The following is a 21,420-nucleotide window of genomic DNA, read 5'->3' on the forward strand; positions in this document are numbered from 1 at the left end:
GCATGCGGGACCGCACACCGACATGGCTGTGCCAGAAACTTACCCCGAACGGTCGTTAAGCGGGTAGCGCCGGTCGGGCTGCCCGTGGCAGACCGGCCTCAGGGCCGGTCGCCACTCGGGCCGGGGTGATCAGGCTACGGCGTGGGCGGCGAGCCGGTCGCCGACCTCTTCGGTACGCAGCGTTACGCCCGGCACCCGGCTGGCCAGCTCGGCGGCGACCGCCGCGTTGACCCGGGCGGCCGACTCGCTGTGCCCGAGCTGCTCCAGCAGCAACGCGGCGGAGAGCACCGCAGCGACCGGGTCGGCGATGCCCTGCCCGGCGATGTCCGGCGCCGAGCCGTGCACCGGCTCGAACATCGAGGGGTACGCCCCCTCGGGGTTGATGCAGCCGCTGGCGGCCAGCCCGATGCCGCCGGTCACGGCCGCGGCGATGTCGGTGAGGATGTCGCCGAAGAGGTTGTCGGTGACCACCACGTCGTAGCGCTGCGGTTGGGTGACCAGGAACATGGCCGCGGCGTCGACGTGCTGGTACTCGGTTTCGATGCCCGGGTGCTCGGCGGCGACCGCGTCGAACGTACGCGCCCAGAGCGACCCGGCGTGGGTGAGCACGTTGGTCTTGTGCACGAGGGTGACCTTGCGCCGCTCCCGGCGGCCGGCGCGGGCGAACGCGTCGCGGATCACCCGCTCCACGCCGTGCCGGGTGTTCAGGCTCTCTTCGGTGGCGACCTCGGCCGGGGTGTCCCGGTGCAGGGAACCGCCGGCACCGGCGTAGAGCCCCTCGGTGCCCTCGCGCACCACCACGAGGTCGACCTCGCCCGGCTTCACGTTGCCCAGCGGGCCGGCGACCCCGGGCCAGAGCCGGGACGGGCGCAGGTTGACGTACTGGTCGAAGGCGAACCGGAGCTTGAGCAGCAGCCCTCGCTCGAGCACACCCGGCGGAACGGTCGGGTCACCGACCGCGCCGAGCAGGATGGCGTCGTGCCCGGCCAGCTCGGTCAGCACCGAGTCGGGCAGCACCTCTCCGGTACGGTGCCAGCGGGCGGCGCCGAGGTCGTACTCGGTGGCCTGCACGTCGGGCAGCACCGCGTCGAGGACCTTGCGGGCCTGCGCGACCACCTCGGGCCCGATGCCGTCTCCGGCCACCACCGCGATCCGCGCCACGACCGCACTCCTCTGCTCAACGGTTCCGTTCGGGCAACGGTACGTCGCCGTCCCGCCTCCCGGTACGCTGCGTCCACGATTTGGGATTCGGGAATGCACAGCACCCTCTCAGCTGGGACTCATGGGGCGGTCATCTCCGCTGCCTACGGTAGTGCTCAGTGGGTCGCGGGGGCCCGCTGACCAACGGGGTCGCGGTGACGCGGCGCCATGTGCGAGGGGGCAGATGCGATGCGCATCGACGAGCAGCCACGGACCCGCTGGCCGGACCCGTCCGCGTTCCGCAACCGCCGGCCGGACCTTCGACTCGGCAGCCGCCGGCACCGGATCGACCCGGCCGCGGCCACCGAGGGCCGGATCGGTGTGCAGCACACCGTTCGCACCGCGACCGCCGAGTACACCCTGCTGCTCAACGCCCCCGAGTGGCTCGGCCGCCGGGGCGTGGGCGAAGCGCTGCGGGACAGCGTCGCCGAGCTGCGCGCCATCGACCTCACCTACGGTCCGAACCGACCGGAGAGCCTGGTCTCCCGGCTGCGTCGGGGCGAAATCAGCCCGGAGTCGTACCCGCCGCTCGCCGATCTGGTGGACCGCTGCGCCGCGATGCGCGCGGCCACCGACGGATGGTTCGACGCCTGGGCGGTGCCCGGCGGCTTCGACCCGGGCGGCCTGCTCGGCGGTTGGGCGGTGGAACGCGCCGCGGAGCGACTGCGCGCCGCCGGCATCCACGACTACGCCGTGCTCGCCGGCGCCGACCTCGTCGTCCGGGGCCGCGCGCCGCACGGCGGACCGTGGCGGGTCGCGGTGCACCACCCGACCGCACCCGAGCGGGCACCGCTGGTGCTGGAGATGACCGCCGGCGCGATCGGCACCTCCGGGGTGACCGGGCGGCAGGGGCACGTGGTGGACCCGCACACCGGCGAGCCGGCCGATCACCTTCTCGCCGCCACAGTGGTGGGCCCCGACCTGACGATCGCCGACGCCTACGCCACCGCGCTCTACGCCGCTGGCCCTACCGGCCTGGCGTGGTTCCGGGGCAACTCCGACTATCGCGCGCTCTTCGCGCACCGTCGCTGAGCGGGTCGGGCCCGCGATCGGCCCCCACGGTCTCGGCAACGACAGTGGGGGCCGGTCAGCGACGAGTGCGCGTGGCTCGCACAACCGAGGGGTGCGGACCGGTCGGGCCGGACGTCGACCGCGCCACCCGAAGACGGGCCGGCGCCTCGAACTCGGCCAGTGACCGCAGTGCGTACGCTAGCGAATCGACGCAACTCGACGCAAGAGTCTCCACACCGGACCGTCGTGACCGGAGACATCGGTGATCGGTGGTCGACCGGCGGCGAGGCAGTTTCGACATGGTGAACGCCGGATGGCACGCTATCCGCCGTGAGTTTCGATCTGAGCGTGTGGGCCCTGGAGGACGGGGCGACGCCCGAGGACGTGCGGACAGCGGTCAACGGTTGCCGGCAGGGGCGGCACGTGGACCGCTACCCCGATCCGCGGGTGGTCAGCTTCTACCGGGCGATCACCGCCTCCTATCCGGACCGTCACCCCGGCCCGAACAGCCCGTGGGCCGTGGCGCCGCTGCACGCGGCCCACGACCACGTCGAGCTGAACCTGCACCCGACCTGCGCGGACCAGGTGCTACTGGACATCGAGCGGCTGGCCGGCGAGCACGGTCTGATGCTCTTCGACCCGCAGGACGGTTCGGTCTACCCGCCGCCGGCGCGGCTGCCCGGCTGACCTGACCGGCGGCACGGACGGGAAATGACGAGGGGCCCGGCGAGTCGCCAGGCCCCCCACGGTGTTTGTCGTCTACTACTCGTCGCGCAGGTCGGCGGCGCTGGCCGCCGTGGCGCCGATCGACTCGGCGGCCGAGGTGAGCAGGTCGGCGCCGAGCGCCTGGTCGACAGTGAGCGTCATCAGCGTCTCACCGCCCGCCTCCCGACGAGCCACCTGCATGGCGGCGATGTTGATGCCCGACTCGCCGAGCAGGGTACCGACCGTACCGACCACACCGGGCCGGTCGGCGTAGCGCAGGAAGAGCAGGATGCCCTCCGCGCCGATCTCCACGTCGAAGCCGTCCACCTCGGTCAGCTTCAGCACGTCCCGGGCGCCGGAGTGAGTGACAGTGCCGGAGACACTGACCGTCCGGCCATCCGGCAGCGCGCCGCGCACGGTGACCAGGGTCGGCTGCTCGGCCGTCTCGGCCAGGGTGGCCAGGGTGACCTCGACGCCACGCTCGGCGGCCAGGTGCGGGGCGTTGACGTAGGTGACCTGCTCCTCGACCACGGAGCTGAACAGGCCCTTGGTGGCGGCGAGCTTGAGGACCGACACGTCGTGGCTGACGATCTCACCGCGGACCTCGACAGTGACGCTGGCGGCGACCCCACCGGCGACCGCGGTAAACGCCCGGCCGAGCTTCTCCGCCAGCGGCAGCAGCGGCCGAACGTCCTCGGCGACCACACCGCCGGCCTGCACGTTCACCGCGTCCGGGACGAACTCGCCCTGCAACGCCAGCTTGACGCTCTTGGCCACGGCGAGACCGGCCTTGTCCTGCGCCTCGTGGGTGGAGGCGCCCAGGTGCGGGGTGGCCACCACGTTGTCGAAGGCGAACAACGGCGACGAGGTGCACGGCTCCTTGCTGTACACGTCGACACCGGCGCCGGCGACCCGGCCCTCGGCGATCGCGTCCGCGAGCGCCTGCTCGTCGACCAGCCCACCACGGGCGGCGTTGATGATGCGAACGCCGGGCTTGACGAGCGCCAGCTCCTTCTCACCGATCAGGCCCACCGTCTCCGGCGTCTTCGGCAGGTGGATGGAGATGAAGTCGCTCTCCCGCAGCAGCTCCTCCAGCCCGACCAGGCGGACGCCGAGCTGCGCCGCACGGGCCGGCTGGATGTACGGGTCGTACGCGATCAGCCGGGTGCCGAACGCGGCGATGCGAGACGCGAAGAGCACCCCGATACGACCGAGGCCGACCACGCCGACCGTCTTGCCCTGCACCTCGACGCCGGTGTACTTCGACCGCTTCCACTCCCCCGCCTTGAGCGCGGAACTGGCGCTCGCGGTGTTACGGGCGACGGCGAGCAGCAGCGCGACGGCCTGCTCGGCGGCAGAGACGATGTTGGAGGTGGGGGCGTTGACGACCATGACGCCCCGCGCGGTGGCGGCCGGCACCTCGACGTTGTCCAGCCCGACGCCCGCCCGGGCGACCACCTTGAGTCGCGGCGCGGCGGCGACCGCCTCGGCGTCGATCTGGGTCGCGCTGCGCACGATGACGGCGTCGGCCTCGGAGAGCGCCGAGAGCAGGGCCGGACGGTCGGTGCCGTCGACGTGACGGACGTCGAAGTCGTGGGCGAGCACCTCGATGGCGGCGGGGGCGAGTTCTTCGGCGATCAGTACGACAGGATTCATCGGTCCTCGTAGAGGTCGTGTTTGCGATCGGCCCGGGCGGCGGGGCGCCGCACTGCGCCCTGCGCTGATCCGTGCCGTGGCCGTCAGGTGCCGGCTGCTGCACCTACAGGCGATCGTAGGGGCCCCGCTGGTCGGCGTGTTCCGGTCTTCGGGGTGAGTGCCCTCACACGCCCGGTGGGGCAACGGACATCGGCCGTTCACCACACCGACACGGTTGCGCCGGCCGCGCCGAGCACCGGCGGCGTCGGTCACCCGGTCACTCCGGGTGAGTCGTGGCGCACGAGCACTGCCGCCCGACGTATCGACGGGCGGCAGCATGCCGGGCAGCCCCGGGGCGGCGCTGGGGAGAGCGCCAGCCCAGGGGCTGTCGGTGGATCGTCGTTCGGACGGGTCAGGCGGTCTCGGTGATCGGGCGGTCGACCCAGCTCATCATGCCGCGCAGCTTCTTACCGGTCTCCTCGATCGGGTGCGCCGCACCCTCGGCCTGCCACTTGGTGAAGTTGGGCCGGCCGGCCTCGTCCTCGGCGACCCACTCGCGGGCGAACTCGCCGGACTGGATCTCACCCAGGATCTTGCGCATCTCGTCCTTGACCCGGGAGTCGATGATGCGCGACCCACGGGAGAGGTCGCCGTACTCGGCGGTGTCGGAGATGCTGTAGCGCATCTTCGCGATGCCGCCCTCGTACATGAGGTCGACGATCAGCTTCAGCTCGTGCAGGCACTCGAAGTAGGCGACCTCCGGGGCGTAGCCCGCCTCGGTGAGCACCTCGAAACCGGTCTGCACCAGGGCCGAGGCACCACCGCAGAGCACCGCCTGCTCACCGAAGAGGTCGGTCTCGGTCTCCTCGGTGAAGGTGGTCTTGATCGCACCGGCCCGGGTGCCGCCGATCCCCTTGGCGTACGCGAGGGCGAGCGCGAGCGCGTTGCCGCTGGCGTCCTGCTCGACGGCGACGAGACAGGGCACGCCCTTGCCGTCGCTGTACTGGCGCCGGACCAGGTGGCCGGGGCCCTTGGGCGCGACCATCGCCACGTCCACCTCGGCCGGCGGCTTGATCAGGCCGTACCGGATGTTGAAGCCGTGGCCGAAGAAGATCGCCTTGCCCGGGGCGAGGTTCGGGGCGATCGACTCCGCGTAGATCCCGCGCTGGGCGGTGTCCGGTGCGAGCACCATGATCACATCGGCCTCGGCGGCGGCCTGCGCCGGCGTGACCACCCGCAGGCCCTGCTCCTCTGCCTTGGGACGGCTCTTCGAGCCCTCCGGCAGACCGATCACCACGTCGACGCCGGAGTCACGCAGCGACAGCGCGTGGGCGTGGCCCTGGCTGCCGTAACCGATCACCGCGACCTTCTTGGCCTGGATCAGGCCGAGGTCGGCATCGTCGTCGTAGAACACCTCAACGCTCATGAGAACTTCCCTTTCGTACGACGGCCGGGGCGGCCCGTCGTGGTCTGTGCGGATGAAATCCGGGACGGCCGGCCGAGGGCCGACCGGCGGCGGGTCAGGCGGCCCGCAGCGCGGGACCGGCGGTGATCGAACGCGAGCCGCGCCCGATGGCCACCAGCCCGGACTGGACCATCTCCTTGATGCCGAAGGCCTCGAGGTCGCGTAGCAGCGCGTCGAGCTTGTCCGGGGTGCCGGTGGCCTCGATGGTCAGCGTGTCCGGTGCGACGTCGACCACCCGGGCGCGGAACAGGTTGACGGTCTCCAGCACCTGCGACCGCGCGGACCGGTCGGCGCGAACCTTCACCAGCAGCAGCTCCCGGGCGACCGACACCTGGGGATCCAGCTCAACGATCTTGAGCACGTTGACCAGCTTGTTCAGCTGCTTGGTGACCTGTTCCAGCGGGGACGACTCCGCGTTGACCACGATGGTGATCCGGGAGACGTCCGGGTTCTCGGTTTCGCCGACGGCGAGGCTGTCGATGTTGAACCCGCGCCGGGAGAACAGGCCGGAGACCCGGGCGAGCACGCCCGGCTTGTTCTCCACCAGCACGGACAGGGTGTGCATGGTCATTAAATGTCATCCTCGTCGAAGGCCGGGCGGACGCCACGGGCGAACATGATCTCGTCGTTGCTGGTGCCGGCGGCGACCATCGGCCAGACCATCGCGTCCTTGCCGACCACGAAGTCGATCACCACGGGCGCGTCGTTGATCTCCATGGCGGCGGCGATGGTCTTGTCCACGTCATCCGCGCTCTCGCACCGCAGCCCGACGCAGCCGAGGGCCTCGGCGAGCTTGACGAAGTCGGGGATGCGGTGCTTGTGGGTGCCCAGCTCGGTGTTGGAGTAGCGCTCGTTGTAGAAGAGCGTCTGCCACTGCCGGACCATGCCGAGATTGCCGTTGTTGATGACGGCGATCTTGACCGGGATGCCCTCCAACGCGCAGGTGGCCAACTCCTGGTTGGTCATCTGGAAGCAGCCGTCCCCGTCCACCGCCCAGACCACCGTGTCCGGCTTGCCGACCTTGGCGCCCATCGCCGCCGGCACCGCGTAACCCATCGTGCCGAGGCCGCCGGAATTCAACCAGGTGTACGGCTTCTCGTAGGAGATGAACTGCGACGCCCACATCTGGTGCTGGCCCACCCCGGCCACGAAGATCGCGTCCGGGCCGACGATCTCGCCCAGCCGTTTGATCACGTACTGCGGGGACAGGGTCCCGTCGACCGGCTCGTCGTAGCCCAGCGGGTAACGGTTGCGCAGGTCGCCGAGCTGCGTCCACCAGTCACCGAGGTCGGCGGTGTGCCCCGCCGACCGCTCGACGGTCACCGCGGCGATCAGCTCGTCGATGACGTGCTTGGCGTCGCCGACGATCGGCACGTCCACGTGTCGGTTCTTGCCGATCTCGGCGGGGTCGATGTCCGCGTGCACCACCGTCGCGTCCGGGGCGAACGAGTCCAGTTTGCCGGTGACCCGGTCGTCGAACCGGGCACCCAGCGCGATGATCAGATCCGCCTTCTGCAGGCCGTAGACCGCGGCGACAGTGCCGTGCATGCCGGGCATCCCGAGGTGCTGCTGGTGCGAGTCGGGGAACGCGCCGAGCGCCATCAGCGTGGTGACGACCGGGATGCCGGTCAGCTCGGCCAACCGGCGCAGCCCGTCGGTGGCACCGGCCTTGAGCACCCCGCCGCCCACGTAGAGCACCGGCCGCCGGGCTGCGGCCATCAGCCGCGCCGCCTCCCGGATCTGCTTGCCGTGCGGGTGCAGGGTGGGCCGGTAGCCGGGCAGGTCCAGGGTGGGCGGCCAGGAGAAGGTGGTCGGCGCCTGGAGCACGTCCTTGGGGATGTCGACCAGCACCGGGCCGGGTCGCCCGCTGCTGGCCAGGTGGAACGCCTCGGCCAGCACCCGGGGGATCTCCTCGGCGTTCTGCACGAGGAAGTTGTGCTTGGTGATCGGCAGGGTGATGCCCTGGATGTCCGCTTCCTGGAAGCCGTCGGTGCCGATCAACGGGCTGGCCACCTGCCCGGTGATCGCCACCATCGCCACCGAGTCCATGTATGCGTCCGCGATCGGGGTGACCAGGTTCGTAGCGCCCGGGCCGGAGGTGGCGATGCAGACGCCGACCTTGCCGGTGGCCTGCGCGTAGCCGGTCGCCGCGTGCCCCGCGCCCTGCTCGTGCCGCACCAGGATGTGCCGGACCGTCGAGTCGTAGAGCGGGTCGTACGCCGGCAGGATCGCGCCGCCCGGAATGCCGAAGACGACGTCGACCTCGAGCGCCTCAAGGGACCGCACGAGCGAGCCGGCTCCGGAGATCGGGGTCGCGGCGGCGGGCCGTACCGCCGGGACGGCCGGGGTGGCCGTGCGCGTGGCGGCCTGGTCGACGTCGAGGGTCGGGTCGGCGGCCGCGCGGGCCCTGCGGGCGGTGTGGGCGAGGGTCTCGGGCGTTGGTCTCGTCATGGCGGTTCTGGCCTTCGGCTGGAGTGGCTGGTGGCTAGTCAAGCGATGCGACGCGGGCGGGGCCCGCCTCGCCAGGTTCCGATGGCAATAAAAACGGCCCTCGTGCAGATGCACGGGGCCAGCGCACTCTCGGTGAGGGAGAGTGCGCTCAGGTAAGTACTCGCAGCGACCGGTACGACGACATGCGGCTAAGCCTGACGCATCTCACGCGATGAGTCAACTGATCCCACATGTTGGTTAACGGAGGTCGGCGCGTCGGCCGGCGACGCGCCATCGGCAGGCGGGTTGGGCTGCCCGGACCCGCCCGGAGCACGGCGTGGCGCGGGCACCGGAGCGGGACGCGCACCCGGGGATGTGGCCGCCTCCAGCATCGCCTCCAGGTGCTCGGCCGGCACCCCCCAGCCGAAGAGCGCGCCCTGGCCGAAGCGGCAACCGGCGGCCACCACAGCGGCCAACTCGGTCGGGGTGGTCACCCCCTCGGCGATCACCTCCAGCCCCAACTGGTGGCCCAGGCGCATGACGATGTCGACCATCGGGGCGAACGCCGGGCCGTCCTGGCCGACCGGGCGGACCGGCTCGTGCTCGGCGACCAGGCTGTGGTCGATCTTGAGGATGTCGATCGGCAACCGGCGCAGCTGCCCCAGCGACGAGTAGCCGGCCCCGAAGTCGTCCAGCGCGATCCGGACACCGGTCAACCGCAGCGCGGTGAGCCGACGGATCAGCTCGTCCAGGTCGGTGGCGACGGCGTGCTCGGTGACCTCCAGCACCAGCCGCTGCGGCGGCACGTGGTGGGCGCGCAGCGCCTCGGCGACCTGGACCACGTACTCCGGGGCGTGCAGCTCGCGCGGGGAGACATTGACCGACACCCAGACGTCGTGCCCGTCCGCCAGCCACCGGGAGAGCTGGTAGCAGGCCTGATGCAGCACCCAGGCACCGAGCGGCGCGATCATCCCGCACTCCTCGGCGAGCGGGATGAACTCGTCCGGGCGCACGTTGCCCAGCTCGGGATGGTGCCAACGGAGCAGCGCCTCGGCGCCGACCGGCCGCACCGACGGCAGCGACGCCACCGGCTGGAACGCCAACCGCAGCTCGTCGCGGTCGATGGCCCCGCGCAGCTCGTGCTCGACCGTCGTACGCCGACGCAGCAGTTGGTCGTACGCGGCGTCGTACCGCTCGATCCGGTTCTTGCCGCGCTGCTTGGCGTAGCGCAACGCAAGGTCGGCGTGGCGCAGCAGCAGCTCCACGTCCGGTTCGTCGGCCCAGTCGGCCACCCCGATGCTCACCGACAGGAAGACCGGCCCCTCCGGCTGGTCGTAGGGCCGGTTGAGCACCCCGAGGAGCCGTTCGGCGACCCTGTCCGCCTCGACCGGCCGGCCCTGCATGAGTACGGCGAACTCGTCACCACCCAGCCGGGCGGCCACGTCGCCGGGGCGCAGGTTGCCACGCAGCCGCCGGCCCACCTCGGCCAGCACGGCGTCGCCGACGTCGTGGCCCCGCATGTCGTTGACGTTCTTGAAGCCGTCCAGATCCAGGCCGAGCAGCACACACGGGTTGTGGTCGGCGGCGTTGCGGTGCAGCGCCCGGAGCAGCCCGCGCCGGTTGGCCAACGACGTCAGCGGATCGGTGTGCGCCAGCTCCCGGAAGTGCGCCTCCCGCTCGGCCAGGCGGCCCGCGTACCCCCGGACGTCGCGAAGGGTGAGGTACTGCCGTGCCACCAGGGCGAAGCCCTCCACGCTGCCGGCCACGATGCCCGCCGCGGTGAACCGGCCGTCCTGGACGAGGTGGTACATCGCCGAGGCGGCCATCGCCAGCATCGGGGCGATCGCGTACTCGCCGTCGCTACCGACCAGGTCCAGGTCGATCTGCCCCGGCCGGTCGGCCCGGTACACAGCGAGCGCGACGGTCAGCAGACCGGCGGCGAGCACCGCCGCACCGGTCAGCGCCATTGTCGGCCCGGCCTGGCAGAGCCCAGCGCTGAGACCCAGACCGCCGCAGGTCACCGCGCTGATGCCGGCGCCCAGCGCGGCGAGCCTTCGACGTGGCCTGGCCGCCCGGAAGACGACGATCACGACGAGCCCGGCACCGAGCGCGGCGCTCACCGTGGCCAGCAGGATCGCCGGACAGGCCATCGGGGTGGCGGCACCGAGCAACCGGGTGGGCTCGGAGAAGAGCACCCAACCGACGAACCACAGCGCCGCCGCCATCACCAGCCCGTCCAGGGCGAGCCGGGCCGTTCCGGCCGCGGTGGCGGCCACCCCGGGCAGCCGGAGCAGACCAGCGGCGAAGGCCAGCCCGCTCACCGCCGTGCCGATCGCCACCGCTGTCGCCCAACCGGTGCGCTGCCCCTGCTCGTGGGCCCAGTGGTCGGTCGCACTGAGCGCGGCGACCACCCCGGCCAGGAGGCTGAGCACTGCAACACCGGCGGCCGCCGCGAGCAGCACGTGCGCCGGTCGACGCGGCATCGTCCGCCGCCGGGCGGCGGCGGTCAGCAGCACGGCGGCCACCGCGGCGACGAGCCCGCTGAGCGCCGCGACAGCGACCAGGCCCGGTGGAAAATGCACGCCTCCAAGAGTGCCGGATGGGCGCACGTCATGGGGGGCTGAGTGTGCATCTGTTGGGACACGGCAGATACCCGGGTGGGCCGACGCGCCGGTGGTGTCATGCTGGTATGCATGCCTGAGCTGCGGTCGAGGACCTCCACACACGGTCGGACGATGGCCGGCGCCCGGGCCCTCTGGCGGGCCACCGGGATGACCGACGACGATTTCGGCAAGCCGATCGTCGCCATCGCCAACAGTTTCACCCAGTTCGTGCCTGGTCACGTACACCTCAAGGACATGGGTGGCCTGGTCGCCGACGCGGTCGCCGAGGCCGGTGGGGTGGGCCGGGAGTTCAACACCATCGCTGTCGACGACGGCATCGCGATGGGCCACGGCGGCATGCTCTACTCGCTGCCCAGCCGTGAGCTGATCGCCGACGCGGTCGAATACATGGTCAACGCGCACTGCGCGGACGCCCTGGTCTGCATCTCCAACTGCGACAAGATCACCCCCGGGATGCTGCTGGCCGCGTTGCGGCTCAACATCCCGACCGTCTTCGTCTCCGGCGGCCCGATGGAGGCCGGCAAGACGATGGCTATCGAGGGCGTCGTGCACAGCAAGATCGACCTGATCGACGCGATGATCGCCTCCTCGAACGAGGCGGTCACCGACGAGCAGCTCGGTGAGATCGAACGCTCCGCCTGCCCGACCTGCGGCTCCTGCTCCGGCATGTTCACCGCCAACTCGATGAACTGCCTCACCGAGGCGATCGGGCTCGCGCTGCCCGGCAACGGTTCGACGCTGGCCACCCACGCCGCCCGCCGGTCGCTCTTCGTCGAGGCCGGCCGGACCGTCGTGGAGATCTCCAAGCGGTGGTACGACGGCGACGACGACTCGGTGCTGCCGCGCACTGTCGCCTCCAAGGCCGCCTTCGAGAACGCTGTCGCCCTGGACGTGGCGATGGGCGGCTCCACCAACACGGTGCTGCACCTGCTCGCCGCCGCCCGCGAGGCGGAGATGGACTTCGGCGTCACCGACATCGACGCGATCTCCCGGCGGGTGCCGTGCCTGGCCAAGGTCGCACCGAACTCGCCGAACTACCACATGGAGGACGTGCACCGGGCCGGCGGCATCCCGGCGATCCTCGGCGAACTGGACCGGGCCGGGCAGCTCAACAGGGACGTGTGGGCCGTGCACTCCCCCTCCCTCGCGCAGTGGCTGACCGACTGGGACGTGCGCGGTGGCTCCCCCACCCCGACGGCCGTCGAGTTGTTCCACGCCGCCCCCGGCGGGGTGCGCACCACCGAGCCGTTCTCCACCACCAACCGGTGGTCGTCGCTGGACACCGACGCGGCCGGCGGCTGCATCCGGGACCGCGAGCACGCCTACTCCGCCGACGGTGGGCTGGCCATCCTGCACGGCAACCTGGCACCCGAGGGCAGCGTGGTGAAGACCGCCGGCGTGCCCGACGACTGCCTGACCTTCCGTGGCCCGGCGAAGGTCTACGAGTCGCAGGACGACGCGGTGACAGCGATCCTCGCCAAGCAGGTGGTCGCCGGGGACGTCGTGGTCATCCGGTACGAGGGCCCCAAGGGCGGCCCCGGCATGCAGGAGATGCTCTACCCCACCTCGTTCCTCAAGGGACGTGGGCTGGGCCGGTCCTGCGCGCTGCTCACCGACGGCCGCTTCTCCGGCGGCACCTCCGGGCTCTCCATCGGGCACGTCTCCCCCGAGGCGGCCTCCGGCGGGCTGATCGCCCTGGTCCGCGACGGCGACGAGGTCGTCATCGACATCCCGGGCCGGTCGATCGAGCTGAACGTGCCAGCCGAGGAGCTGGAGGCTCGCCGGGTGGCCGAGGAGAAGCGCGACAAGCCGTACACGCCGACCGATCGGCAGCGGCCCGTGTCGGCGGCGCTGCGCGCGTACGCCTCGATGGCCACCTCGGCCAGCGACGGCGCCTACCGTCGCGTCCCGGAGTAAGCACCCGGTCCCACCCGCACCGACATCTGTGATGTCGGTGCGGGGTGGATCGGCGAAAACGCGGTGCCCCCGCATCGACCGTGTGGGCTAGCGTGTCGTCGGTCTACTGGGGATCGCCCCAGATTCTTACGGGGGAAGGCGTGTACGTGTCATTTTGGAAGAAGCCCGCTCTGGTGGCGGTTTCGGCGCTCACCGCGTTCGCTGTCTCCGCCTGCGGGGTGACGTCCGGAGCGTCCGAGGCGCCGAAGCAGCCCAGCGTCCTGGAGTTGCTGGCCAGTGATCTCAAGGGTTCGCTGCTGAAGGCGGTCGAGGCCACCGACAAGACCGACTCGGTGACCGTGACGATGACGGGCACGATGGCCGGCGAGAAGATCTCGGTGCTGGGTCTCCTGGACCTGGGCGACCCGCTCAAGGCCGAGATGAAGATGACCAACAGCAAGGGCACCACGACCGTCCGGATGATCGGTGCCGTGATCTTCACCGAGATTCCAGCGGAAAACCGCGCGGGTACGGGTGGGAAGCGCTGGATGAAGATGGACCTGACCGGCCTGAGCGAGATGGCAGGCACGGGCTTCACCGAGCAGTTCGAGAACGCCGACCCGGTCAAGCAGGTCAAGACGCTGCTTGACCTTGAGGGCACGACGGTAGTCGGCCAGGAGACGGTGAATGGCGTACCGACGGTCCACTACACCGTCACCACTCCGGTGGCGACCTATCTCAAGCAGATCGACGCCATGCGCCGGGACGCCACCGAGCAGGCGCTGGCCACGCAGGGCATCAAGGAGCTGAAGATCGACCTGTGGGTCGACGAGCAGTACCGTCCGCGTCGGGCCGGCCTGTTGATGGGCAAGTTGGGCGACATGGTGATCGACTACACCGACTACGACAAGGCGGTGACCATCGAGACGCCGCCGCCGGCGGAGACCACCGACTTCGCCGAGATGCTCGAAGGTCTGCAGGGCCTGACCGCCAGCAACTGATCAGTTCCGTGTTGGGCGGGCTCGGCGTCATGCCGGGCCCGCCCGTTCCGTTCCGGTACCGCCGGTGCGCATGCCGAGCCGCGGTCACCACAGATCCGTGCGGTCAGGACGGTGCCCACGGTCCGCTGACGAACCGCCCGTTGCCGACGAACGGGCTGACGTTTGGCACGCACCCGCCCAGGCCCATCGTCTGGGTCATCATGACCGGGGCCGGCTTGCCGCGACCGCCACACTTCATGTGGGCGAAGCCGAGGAAGTGACCGAACTCGTGATTGATCACGCCGGCGTGGTACTCGTCGATGCTGACCGGGTATCCCGGTGAGCCCTGGAGCCAGCGCCGCAGGTTGATCATGATGGTCTTGCCGTACTTGCAGGAGTAGACGCCCTCGGTGTCGACGCCGCTCGCGCCGCAGAGTCGGTCCACTGTCCTCGGTGTCGCGAGCCGCACGTCGACGTCCACCTTCGAGGTGCCGACCCGCTGGAAGGACCACGACGCCCGGGTCAGGTTCACCGCGGCGTTGGTGACCGGGTGCTGTGCGGACGTGGCCCACCCGTTCGGTGCGGCCAGCACCTGCTCGATGCTCGCGGCGAACCGGTCCGGCTTCCAGGCGGGGATGTCACCCCAGGCGATGCCCTTCTCCACCGAGACGCTGTAGCGCACCCGCTTCTTGCCCTTGCCGATCACGCGACCGTTGCCGGTGGCGGTGGTGAAGGTGCCGGCGGCCCTGGTGGGGATCTGCGCGTCGGTCGGGATCTCCGGAGTCAGGCTGGAGGTCGGCGCATCGCCGGGGCTCGGCTCTGAGCTCTGCGTACTCGGGCCGGAGCGTGGGACTTCGGCCTGCCCGGACGCCGGTGTGGACAGGCCACAGGCGGCGGTCGTCAGCACCGCTGCCAACGAGATCGGCACGAGCAGCCGTCCGTTGATCCGCACGTCGAAACCTCCAGGAGCAATCACGGGTGAGTGAGGAACACCGGAAGGCTACGTGACTGCCTGTAAGGAAACTGTCAGGACGATCGGTGCCCACGCACGCCCAAAAGCACATAGATCCGGCATGCAACACAAGGGCAGCTCACCCTTGGTGATCGGTGCGGTCGCTTTGAGCGAGGTCAGGCGGCCGCTACGACGTGGTCGATCACCAGGTGGGCGGCACCGGTGATGCCGAGGTCCTGGCCGGCGGCGACCCGTTCGATGAGCAGGGTCTGGGTGGCCAGTGGGAGGCACCGCTCGTAGAGGGTCGCCCGCATGCTGGCCAGCAGCGGCTCGCAGTCGGCGAGCCGACCACCGATGGCCACCACCTGCGGGTTGAAGAAGTTGACCACCACGGCCAGGATCTCGCCGACGGCGCGGCCGGCCTGCCGGGCGAGGGCGGTGGCCTGCCGGTCACCGTCGTCGATCAGGCGGATCACGCCGGTCAGGTCGGAGACCGGCACCCCCTGCTCCCGGAGCGCGGTGACCAGTGCGGCGCCGCTGGCCACCGCCTCCAGGCAACCGGCGTTGCCACAGGTGCACGGTGGCGCGGGGTCGGCCACCACCCGGCAGTGGCTGATGTCCCCGGCCGATCCCTGCGCGCCCCGGTGCAGCCGTCCACTGGAGATAACACCCGAGCCGATTCCGGTGCCAGCCTTGATGTAGACGGCGTGGTCCAACTCGGAATGGGCGGTGCGATGCGCGCCGAGCGCCATCAGGTTGGCGTCGTTGTCCACGATGACCGGCACGTCGACGCGGCCGGCGCAGAACGCGGCGACGTCGAAGCCGTTCCAGCCGGGCATCCGCGACGGGCTGACGATCCGCCCGGTGGAGTGCTGGACCGGACCGGGGATCCCGATGCCGACGCCGCGGAGCGCACGTGTGGCCGAGCCGCCGCGTGAGGCCGCCGGTTCGCCGCCCACCAGCGTGGCGACCTCGTTGAGTAGCGCGCCGAGCACCGCCTCCGGGCCGTCCTCGATGCGGACCGGCAGGGTGCGGGCCTGGACCACCCGTCCGGAGAGATCCAGTGCACCGACGCGGGCGTGATGCGCGCCGAGGTCGATGGCGCCGACCACGGCGCCGCCGGTGGGCACGGCGAGTTGGCGGGGTCGCCGCCCGCCCCGGGACTGCCCGGCGCCGGCTTCCTCCAGCAGCCCCTGGCTGATCAACGCCTCGACCCGCTGGGAGACCGTCGACGGGGAGAGCCCGGAGAGGCGGGACAGGTCGGCCCGACTGACGGCCGCACCGGTGGCCACCCAGCGCAGTAGCTCCCGGGGGCCGCCCCGGAGGGCATCGCGTGGCGCGTCGTCAATCGTCACGTCAGCTTCTTAGCACCCGGAGTTTGTTCAAGCAACCGGTTGACTTAGTTTGCTGGCTACCTTTAGATGGCGCTGTTGGTTCGATATGAAGCTGACTTAGTTTTGTAGTCGAAGGAAGTGAGGCCGTCTGGTGGCACCGGAGACGACGGGTGCGAACCGACCGATGGTGTCGGTACGCGGCCTGAACAAGTGGTTCGGTCCGCTGCACGTGCTCAAGGACATCGACCTCACGGTGGCCGCGGGCGAGGTGGTCGTCGTGGTGGGGCCCTCCGGCTCCGGCAAGTCGACACTGTGCCGCTGCCTCAACCGGCTGGAGACCGCCGGGGAGGGCAGCATCGAGATCGACGGTGAGCCGCTGCCCTCCGAGGGCCGCGCGCTGGCCCGGCTGCGCGCCGATGTCGGCATGGTCTTCCAGTCCTTCAACCTCTTCGGCCACAAGACGGTGCTGGACAACATCACCCTCGGCCCCACCCGGGTCCGCCGGATCCCTCGACCCGAGGCGCGGCAGCAGGCGATGGCCCTGCTGGAGCGCGTCGGTATCGCCGACAAGGCGGACCACCACCCGGCCCAACTCTCCGGCGGGCAGCAGCAGCGGGCCGCGATCGCCCGAGCCCTGGCGATGCAACCGAAGGTGCTGCTCTTCGACGAGCCGACCTCGGCCCTCGACCCGGAAATGGTCAACGAGGTGCTCGACGTGATGGTTTCTCTCGCCGCCGAGGGGATGACCATGATCGTGGTGACCCACGAGATGGGCTTCGCCCGTCGCGCAGCCGACCGGGTGGTCTTCATGGACGACGGCCGGATCGTCGAGTCCGGCGCACCCGACGACTTCTTCGCAGCTCCTCGCACCGAGCGGGCCCGCGACTTCCTATCCAAGATCCTCCAGCACTAGCCCCCAACGGGAGGGTGTCATGTCAATCCTCAAGATGAGCTTCACCGGGCGGCGGTCGCTCGCCCTCACCGCCACCGCTGTGGCGGTGGCCCTCGCCGCCGCCGGCTGCGGCGGTGACAGCGGCGGCAGCGCTCCGACGCTGCCCGGCAACCCCGGCCTGGGTGGCGACGGTGTGGTCGCCCAGTCGGTGTACGACGCCGCTCCGGTGGCCACCGACGCGGACATCCCGGCCGGTTCGACGATGGAGGCGATCCGCAAGCGCGGCTACCTGAACATCGGCGGATCCCTGGACGCGCCGCTGCTCGCCCAGCAGAACCCGGTCAGCGGCACCATCGAGGGCTTCGACGCCGACATGGCGAAGTTGCTGGCGAAGTACATCATCGGCAAGCCCGAGGTGAAGACGACGACCATCGGCACCCAGACCCGGGAGGCCATGCTCCAGGCCAAATCGGTGGACGCGGTCTTCCAGACGTACACGATCACCCCGCAGCGGGCCACCCAGGTCGCCTTCGCCGGGCCGTACCTCACCTCCGGCCTCGCCGTCGGGGTCCGCAAGGACGACACCTCGATCAAGAGCGTCAAGGACCTCGCCGGCAAGACCGTGATCGTCGGGGCGAACACCCCCGCCGTCACCGCGCTGCCCTCCGCCGCGCCCGGCTCGAAGCAGATCGCCTTCGGCACCGACCCGCAGGCGTTGCAGGCGCTGCTCCAGAAGCGCGGCGACGCGTACGTGCAGGACTTCACGCTGCTCGCCTCGGGCGCCAAGGCGAACCCGGGGATGAAGGTGGTGGGCGAGCCGTTCACCACCGAGGCCTACGGCATCGGCCTCAACAAGGAGGACGCGCAGTTCAAGGAGTTCGTCAACAACTGGCTGAAGAAGATCCAGGCCGACGGCACATGGGCGAAGGTCTGGGAAGGCACCCTCGGCTCGGTGGTGGAGGGTGGCGCGCCCACCCCGCCCGCCCTCGGTTCCGCCGACGGCTCCTGAGCAGCCTCTCGTACCGATGGAAGCCCTCACCGCCCACCTGAGCGAGCTTGGCCACGGCCTGGTCACGACTGTCGAACTGACAGTCGTGACCACCGTCGGCGCGATGCTGCTGGGCATCGTCGTGGCCACCCTGCGCATCGCCCCCGTTCCGCTGCTACGCGCCATCGGCACCGCGTACGTGGAGGTGTTCCAGAACCTGCCGCTGCTGGCGCTGCTGGTGCTCTTCGTGTTCGCGCTGCCGACCATCGGCATCACGTTCCCGCTGTTCACCTCCGCCGCGATCGTCATCGCGGTGTACGAGGGGGCGTACCTGGCCGAGGCGATCCGCGCCGGGATCAACACTGTCGGTGTGGGCCAGGCTGAGGCAGCCCGAGCCATCGGGCTCACCTTCGGCCAGTCCCTGCGGCACGTGATCCTGCCGCAGGGACTCCGGGCGGTGATCCAGCCGATCGGCAACATCTGCATCGCGCTGCTGATGAACACCTCGCTGGCCGCCGCCGTCGGCGTGGTCGAGCTGACCCAGGCGGCCAACACCGTGAACCTGGTCGAGGCGCAACCCATCGCTGTCTTCACCGGCGCGGGCCTCGCCTACATGCTGCTGGCGCTGATCATCGGTCAGGTCACCGGCCTGCTCGAACGAAGGCTGGCGATCGTCCGATGAACAAGACGCAACAGATTCTCTTCGACGAGCCCGGTCCGCGCGCCCAACGGCGGATCCGGATCGCCACAGTGCTGGGCGCCGTCCTCCTGGCCGGCGCAGTGGTCGCGGCCGTCTACCAGTTCGCCAGCCACGGCGAGTTGGCCGCCGCCCGGTGGGAGCCATTCACCACCTGGCCCATCTGGCGGTACCTGCTCAACGGCCTGTGGGCCACGCTGCGCGCCGCCGCCGCGACCGCGGTGCTCAGCGCCGCGCTCGGGCTGCTCCTGGCGCTCGGTCGGCTGTCGACGCACCGCCCGCTGCGCTGGCTGGCCGGCGCGTACGTGGAGATCTTCCGGACCGTCCCCACCCTGCTGCTGATCTACGTGACGCTGTTCGCGCTGCCGCAGTACGGGCTGAACTTCCCGCTGTTCTGGAAGCTCGTGGTGCCGCTGGTGGTCTCCAACTCGGCGGCGTTCGCGGAGATCTTCCGGTCCGGCATCCTGGCGCTGGACCGGGGGCAGACCGAGGCCGGCCTCGCGGTCGGGCTGCGCCGCGGGCAGGTGATGGCGCTGGTGGTCCTGCCGCAGGCACTGCTGCAACTCGCCCCGTCTCTGGTCAGTCAACTGGTCGGGCTGCTCAAGGACACCTCGCTCGGCTTCGTGGTCAGCTACACCGAGCTGCTCTACAGCGGGCAGGTGCTCTCCTCGTACACCCACCTGCTGATCCAGACGTTCCTGGTGGTGGCGCTGATCTACCTGGTGGTCAACGCCTCGCTGTCGAAGTTCGCCCGCGTACTCCAGGCCCGCAACGGCCGCTTCGGAGGCCGGCGCGGACGGCGGACCGCCGAACTGCCCCCACCACTCCTCGAAGGGAACACCCCCCGGTGACCATCTTCCGCTACGCCGAACTGGCCCGGGTCGTGCGCAACGGCTTCGTCGAGAGCCGGCACTACGGCAGCGTCGTGGTGCTCGCCCCGGACGGGACTGTCGCCCTCGCCGCCGGCGTACCCGACGAGCCGGTGCTGCCCCGCTCCACCCTCAAGCCGGTGCAGGCACTGGCCTGCCGGATCGCGGCGGGCGACGAGCTGACCGGCCCGGCGCTGGCCCTCGCCGCCGGCAGCCACACCGGCGACGACCGGCACGTCGAGGTGGTTCGGGCGATGCTGGCCGGGGCCGGCCTGACCGAGGACGCGCTCGGCTGCCCGGAGGACTGGCCGGAGGACGAACCGACCCGGGACCGGCTGATCCGCGCCGGCGGACAGCGCGACCGGATCCGGATGAACTGCTCCGGCAAGCACGCCGCGATGCTCGTCGCCTGCGTCGCCCGGTCCTGGAGCACCCACGACTACCTCGACCCCGACCACCCGCTCCAGCGGGAAACCGCCGCCGCCGTCGCCCGGCTGGCCGGCACGCCGATCGCGCACCACGCGGTCGACGGCTGCGGGGCGCCATTGTTCGGCCTGTCGCTGACCGGCCTGGCCCGCACCTTCCAGGCGTTGGTCACCGCGCCCGCCGGCAGCGACGAGGCGCTGGTCGCGCAGGCCATGCGCCAGCACCCGGAGTACGTCGGCGGCTGGAACGGGCACCCGAACACCGACCTGATGCGGGCGCTCCCCGGCTTCCTCGCCAAGGGCGGGGCCGAGGGCGTGCTCGCGGTGGCCGCACCGGACGGTCACGCGGTGGCGGTGAAGGCGATCGACGGTTCGCCCCGAGCCACCACAGCCATCGCCCTCGCCGCCCTCGACGCCGTGGGCGTACCGGTGGGTGGGGCCGACGCGCTACGCCAGGTGCCGGTGCTCGGCGGCGGCGTACCCGTTGGTGCCGTCACGGCCGTCATCGACTGGACCACAGCATCGTCTCGGACCGAAGCGGCATCGCCTCGCAGGGAAAAGGAAGAATCATGAACACATTCGAGATCTGCATCGACAGCGTCGAGGGAGCGGTCGCCGCCGAGGAGGCCGGCGCCGACCGGGTGGAGTTGTGCTCCGCTCTCTTCGACGGCGGGCTGACCCCCAGCCTGGGCACCATCGAGACGACAGTGCGCGCGGTCAGCCGGATCCGGGTACACGTGATCGTCCGTCCCCGGGCCGGCGACTTCATCTACTCGCCGTTCGAGATCGAGGCCATGGAGCGGGACGTGCGGGCCGCGGTGGCGGCCGGCGCGCAGGGCATCGTGATCGGCGCGCTGACCGTCGAGGGTGACGTCGACGTGCCGACCACCCGCCGGCTGATCGCCGCCGCGGGCGACGCCAGCATCACCTTCCACCGGGCGTTCGACATGACCCGCGACCCGCACGCGGCGCTGGAGCAGCTGATCGAGCTGGGCGTGCACCGGGTGCTCACCTCGGGTCAGGAGGTCAGCGTGCTGGAGGGCGCTCCGCTCATCGCCGACCTGGTGCGCCGGGCCGCCGGCCGGATCGTCATCATGCCGGGCGGTGGCATCACCCCGCGCAACATCGCCCGGATCGTCGAGGCGACCGGCGCCGACGAGTACCACTTCGCGGCCCTGGTCAGCTCGGACAGCCCGGCCGTGCACCGCAACCCCGCACCGCTGATGGGTGGCAGCCTGAACCGGCCCGAGTACGAGCGTTCGGGCACCTCGGGCGCCCTGGTCGGCCAGGTGCTCGCCGCCGCCCGCGCCTGACCGA

18 protein-coding genes are annotated in these 21,420 nt (G+C 71.0%); 10 read left to right on the plus strand and 8 right to left on the minus strand.

The genetic code is table 11. From position 1 onward, the window contains the following. Positions 1-129: 129 nt before the first annotated feature. A complete protein-coding gene (locus FB453_RS00920; RefSeq protein WP_145786822.1) occupies positions 130-1,161 on the minus strand; it encodes a 3-isopropylmalate dehydrogenase in 1,032 nt (343 codons plus the stop codon). 228 nt (positions 1,162-1,389) lie between these two features. On the opposite strand from FB453_RS00920, the gene FB453_RS00925 reads away from it, so the two are divergent. Then, complete coding sequence (locus tag FB453_RS00925; protein ID WP_145786823.1) at positions 1,390-2,232, plus strand: FAD:protein FMN transferase; 843 nt, start codon at positions 1,390-1,392, stop codon at positions 2,230-2,232. Positions 2,233-2,541: 309 nt separating this feature from the next. Beyond that, positions 2,542-2,898 (plus strand): hypothetical protein, encoded by a 357-nt coding sequence (locus FB453_RS00930; protein ID WP_091393184.1) that lies wholly within the window; start codon positions 2,542-2,544, stop codon positions 2,896-2,898. A gap of 75 nt (positions 2,899-2,973) precedes the next feature. Here the strand turns inward: FB453_RS00930 and serA are convergent, their stop codons facing one another. From serA to FB453_RS00955, 5 genes are all read right to left on the minus strand, one after another. Next, a complete protein-coding gene (serA, locus tag FB453_RS00935) occupies positions 2,974-4,572 on the minus strand; it encodes a phosphoglycerate dehydrogenase (RefSeq protein WP_112582056.1) in 1,599 nt (532 codons plus the stop codon). A 391-nt stretch (positions 4,573-4,963) separates the two neighbouring features. Then, positions 4,964-5,977, minus strand: a complete 1,014-nt coding sequence (ilvC, locus tag FB453_RS00940) for a ketol-acid reductoisomerase (RefSeq protein ID WP_112582057.1) — start codon at positions 5,975-5,977, stop codon at positions 4,964-4,966. A 94-nt stretch (positions 5,978-6,071) separates the two neighbouring features. Continuing rightward, a complete protein-coding gene (gene ilvN, locus FB453_RS00945; RefSeq protein WP_088946549.1) occupies positions 6,072-6,587 on the minus strand; it encodes an acetolactate synthase small subunit in 516 nt (171 codons plus the stop codon). Then, a complete protein-coding gene (locus FB453_RS00950) occupies positions 6,587-8,467 on the minus strand; it encodes an acetolactate synthase large subunit (protein WP_145786824.1) in 1,881 nt (626 codons plus the stop codon). Before FB453_RS00950 ends, ilvN begins: the two co-directional genes overlap by 1 nt. Positions 8,468-8,655: 188 nt before the next feature. Further along, positions 8,656-11,028, minus strand: coding sequence for a bifunctional diguanylate cyclase/phosphodiesterase (locus tag FB453_RS00955; RefSeq protein WP_145786825.1), 2,373 nt, complete (start codon positions 11,026-11,028; stop codon positions 8,656-8,658). Between the two features lie 111 nt (positions 11,029-11,139). Here FB453_RS00955 and ilvD point away from each other — a divergent pair, with 111 nt between their 5' ends. Together ilvD and FB453_RS00965 are read left to right on the plus strand one after the other, a co-directional pair. Next, entirely contained in the window at positions 11,140-12,987 is a 1,848-nt protein-coding gene (gene ilvD / locus FB453_RS00960; protein WP_145786826.1) for a dihydroxy-acid dehydratase, read from the plus strand. A gap of 146 nt (positions 12,988-13,133) precedes the next feature. Continuing rightward, the gene (locus tag FB453_RS00965; RefSeq protein ID WP_145786827.1) at positions 13,134-13,967 is read left to right on the plus strand and encodes an SCO4651 family lipoprotein; all 834 of its coding nucleotides are present in this window, start codon (positions 13,134-13,136) and stop codon (positions 13,965-13,967) included. A gap of 103 nt (positions 13,968-14,070) precedes the next feature. Here the strand turns inward: FB453_RS00965 and FB453_RS00970 are convergent, their stop codons facing one another. Then, positions 14,071-14,898 carry a DUF3152 domain-containing protein gene (locus tag FB453_RS00970; protein ID WP_186717975.1) on the minus strand — a complete coding sequence of 276 codons (828 nt, stop codon included), beginning with the start codon at positions 14,896-14,898 and terminating at the stop codon, positions 14,071-14,073. Positions 14,899-15,074: 176 nt separating this feature from the next. Beyond that, positions 15,075-16,253 (minus strand): ROK family transcriptional regulator, encoded by a 1,179-nt coding sequence (locus FB453_RS00975; protein ID WP_222431297.1) that lies wholly within the window; start codon positions 16,251-16,253, stop codon positions 15,075-15,077. A 163-nt stretch (positions 16,254-16,416) separates the two neighbouring features. On the opposite strand from FB453_RS00975, the gene FB453_RS00980 reads away from it, so the two are divergent. The 6 genes from FB453_RS00980 to FB453_RS01005 are packed head-to-tail and all read left to right on the plus strand — an operon-like array spanning position 16,417 to position 21,416. Further along, on the plus strand, positions 16,417-17,145 hold the full coding sequence (locus FB453_RS00980; RefSeq protein WP_112582483.1) for an amino acid ABC transporter ATP-binding protein: 729 nt from the start codon (positions 16,417-16,419) through the stop codon (positions 17,143-17,145). 19 nt (positions 17,146-17,164) lie between these two features. After that, a complete protein-coding gene (locus FB453_RS00985) occupies positions 17,165-18,133 on the plus strand; it encodes a glutamate ABC transporter substrate-binding protein (RefSeq protein WP_208646673.1) in 969 nt (322 codons plus the stop codon). 16 nt (positions 18,134-18,149) lie between these two features. Then, complete coding sequence (locus FB453_RS00990; RefSeq protein ID WP_112582064.1) at positions 18,150-18,794, plus strand: amino acid ABC transporter permease; 645 nt, start codon at positions 18,150-18,152, stop codon at positions 18,792-18,794. Further along, positions 18,791-19,660 (plus strand): amino acid ABC transporter permease, encoded by an 870-nt coding sequence (locus FB453_RS00995; protein WP_145786829.1) that lies wholly within the window; start codon positions 18,791-18,793, stop codon positions 19,658-19,660. The genes FB453_RS00990 and FB453_RS00995 overlap by 4 nt, the downstream gene beginning before the upstream one ends. Then, positions 19,657-20,676, plus strand: a complete 1,020-nt coding sequence (locus FB453_RS01000) for an asparaginase (RefSeq protein WP_145786830.1) — start codon at positions 19,657-19,659, stop codon at positions 20,674-20,676. The genes FB453_RS00995 and FB453_RS01000 overlap by 4 nt, the downstream gene beginning before the upstream one ends. Next, positions 20,673-21,416: a copper homeostasis protein CutC gene (locus FB453_RS01005; protein WP_145786831.1), complete on the plus strand. Its 744-nt coding sequence runs from the start codon at positions 20,673-20,675 to the stop codon at positions 21,414-21,416. The genes FB453_RS01000 and FB453_RS01005 overlap by 4 nt, the downstream gene beginning before the upstream one ends. Positions 21,417-21,420 lie beyond the last annotated feature (4 nt).

Source organism: Micromonospora sp. CNZ322 (genome assembly GCF_007827755.1).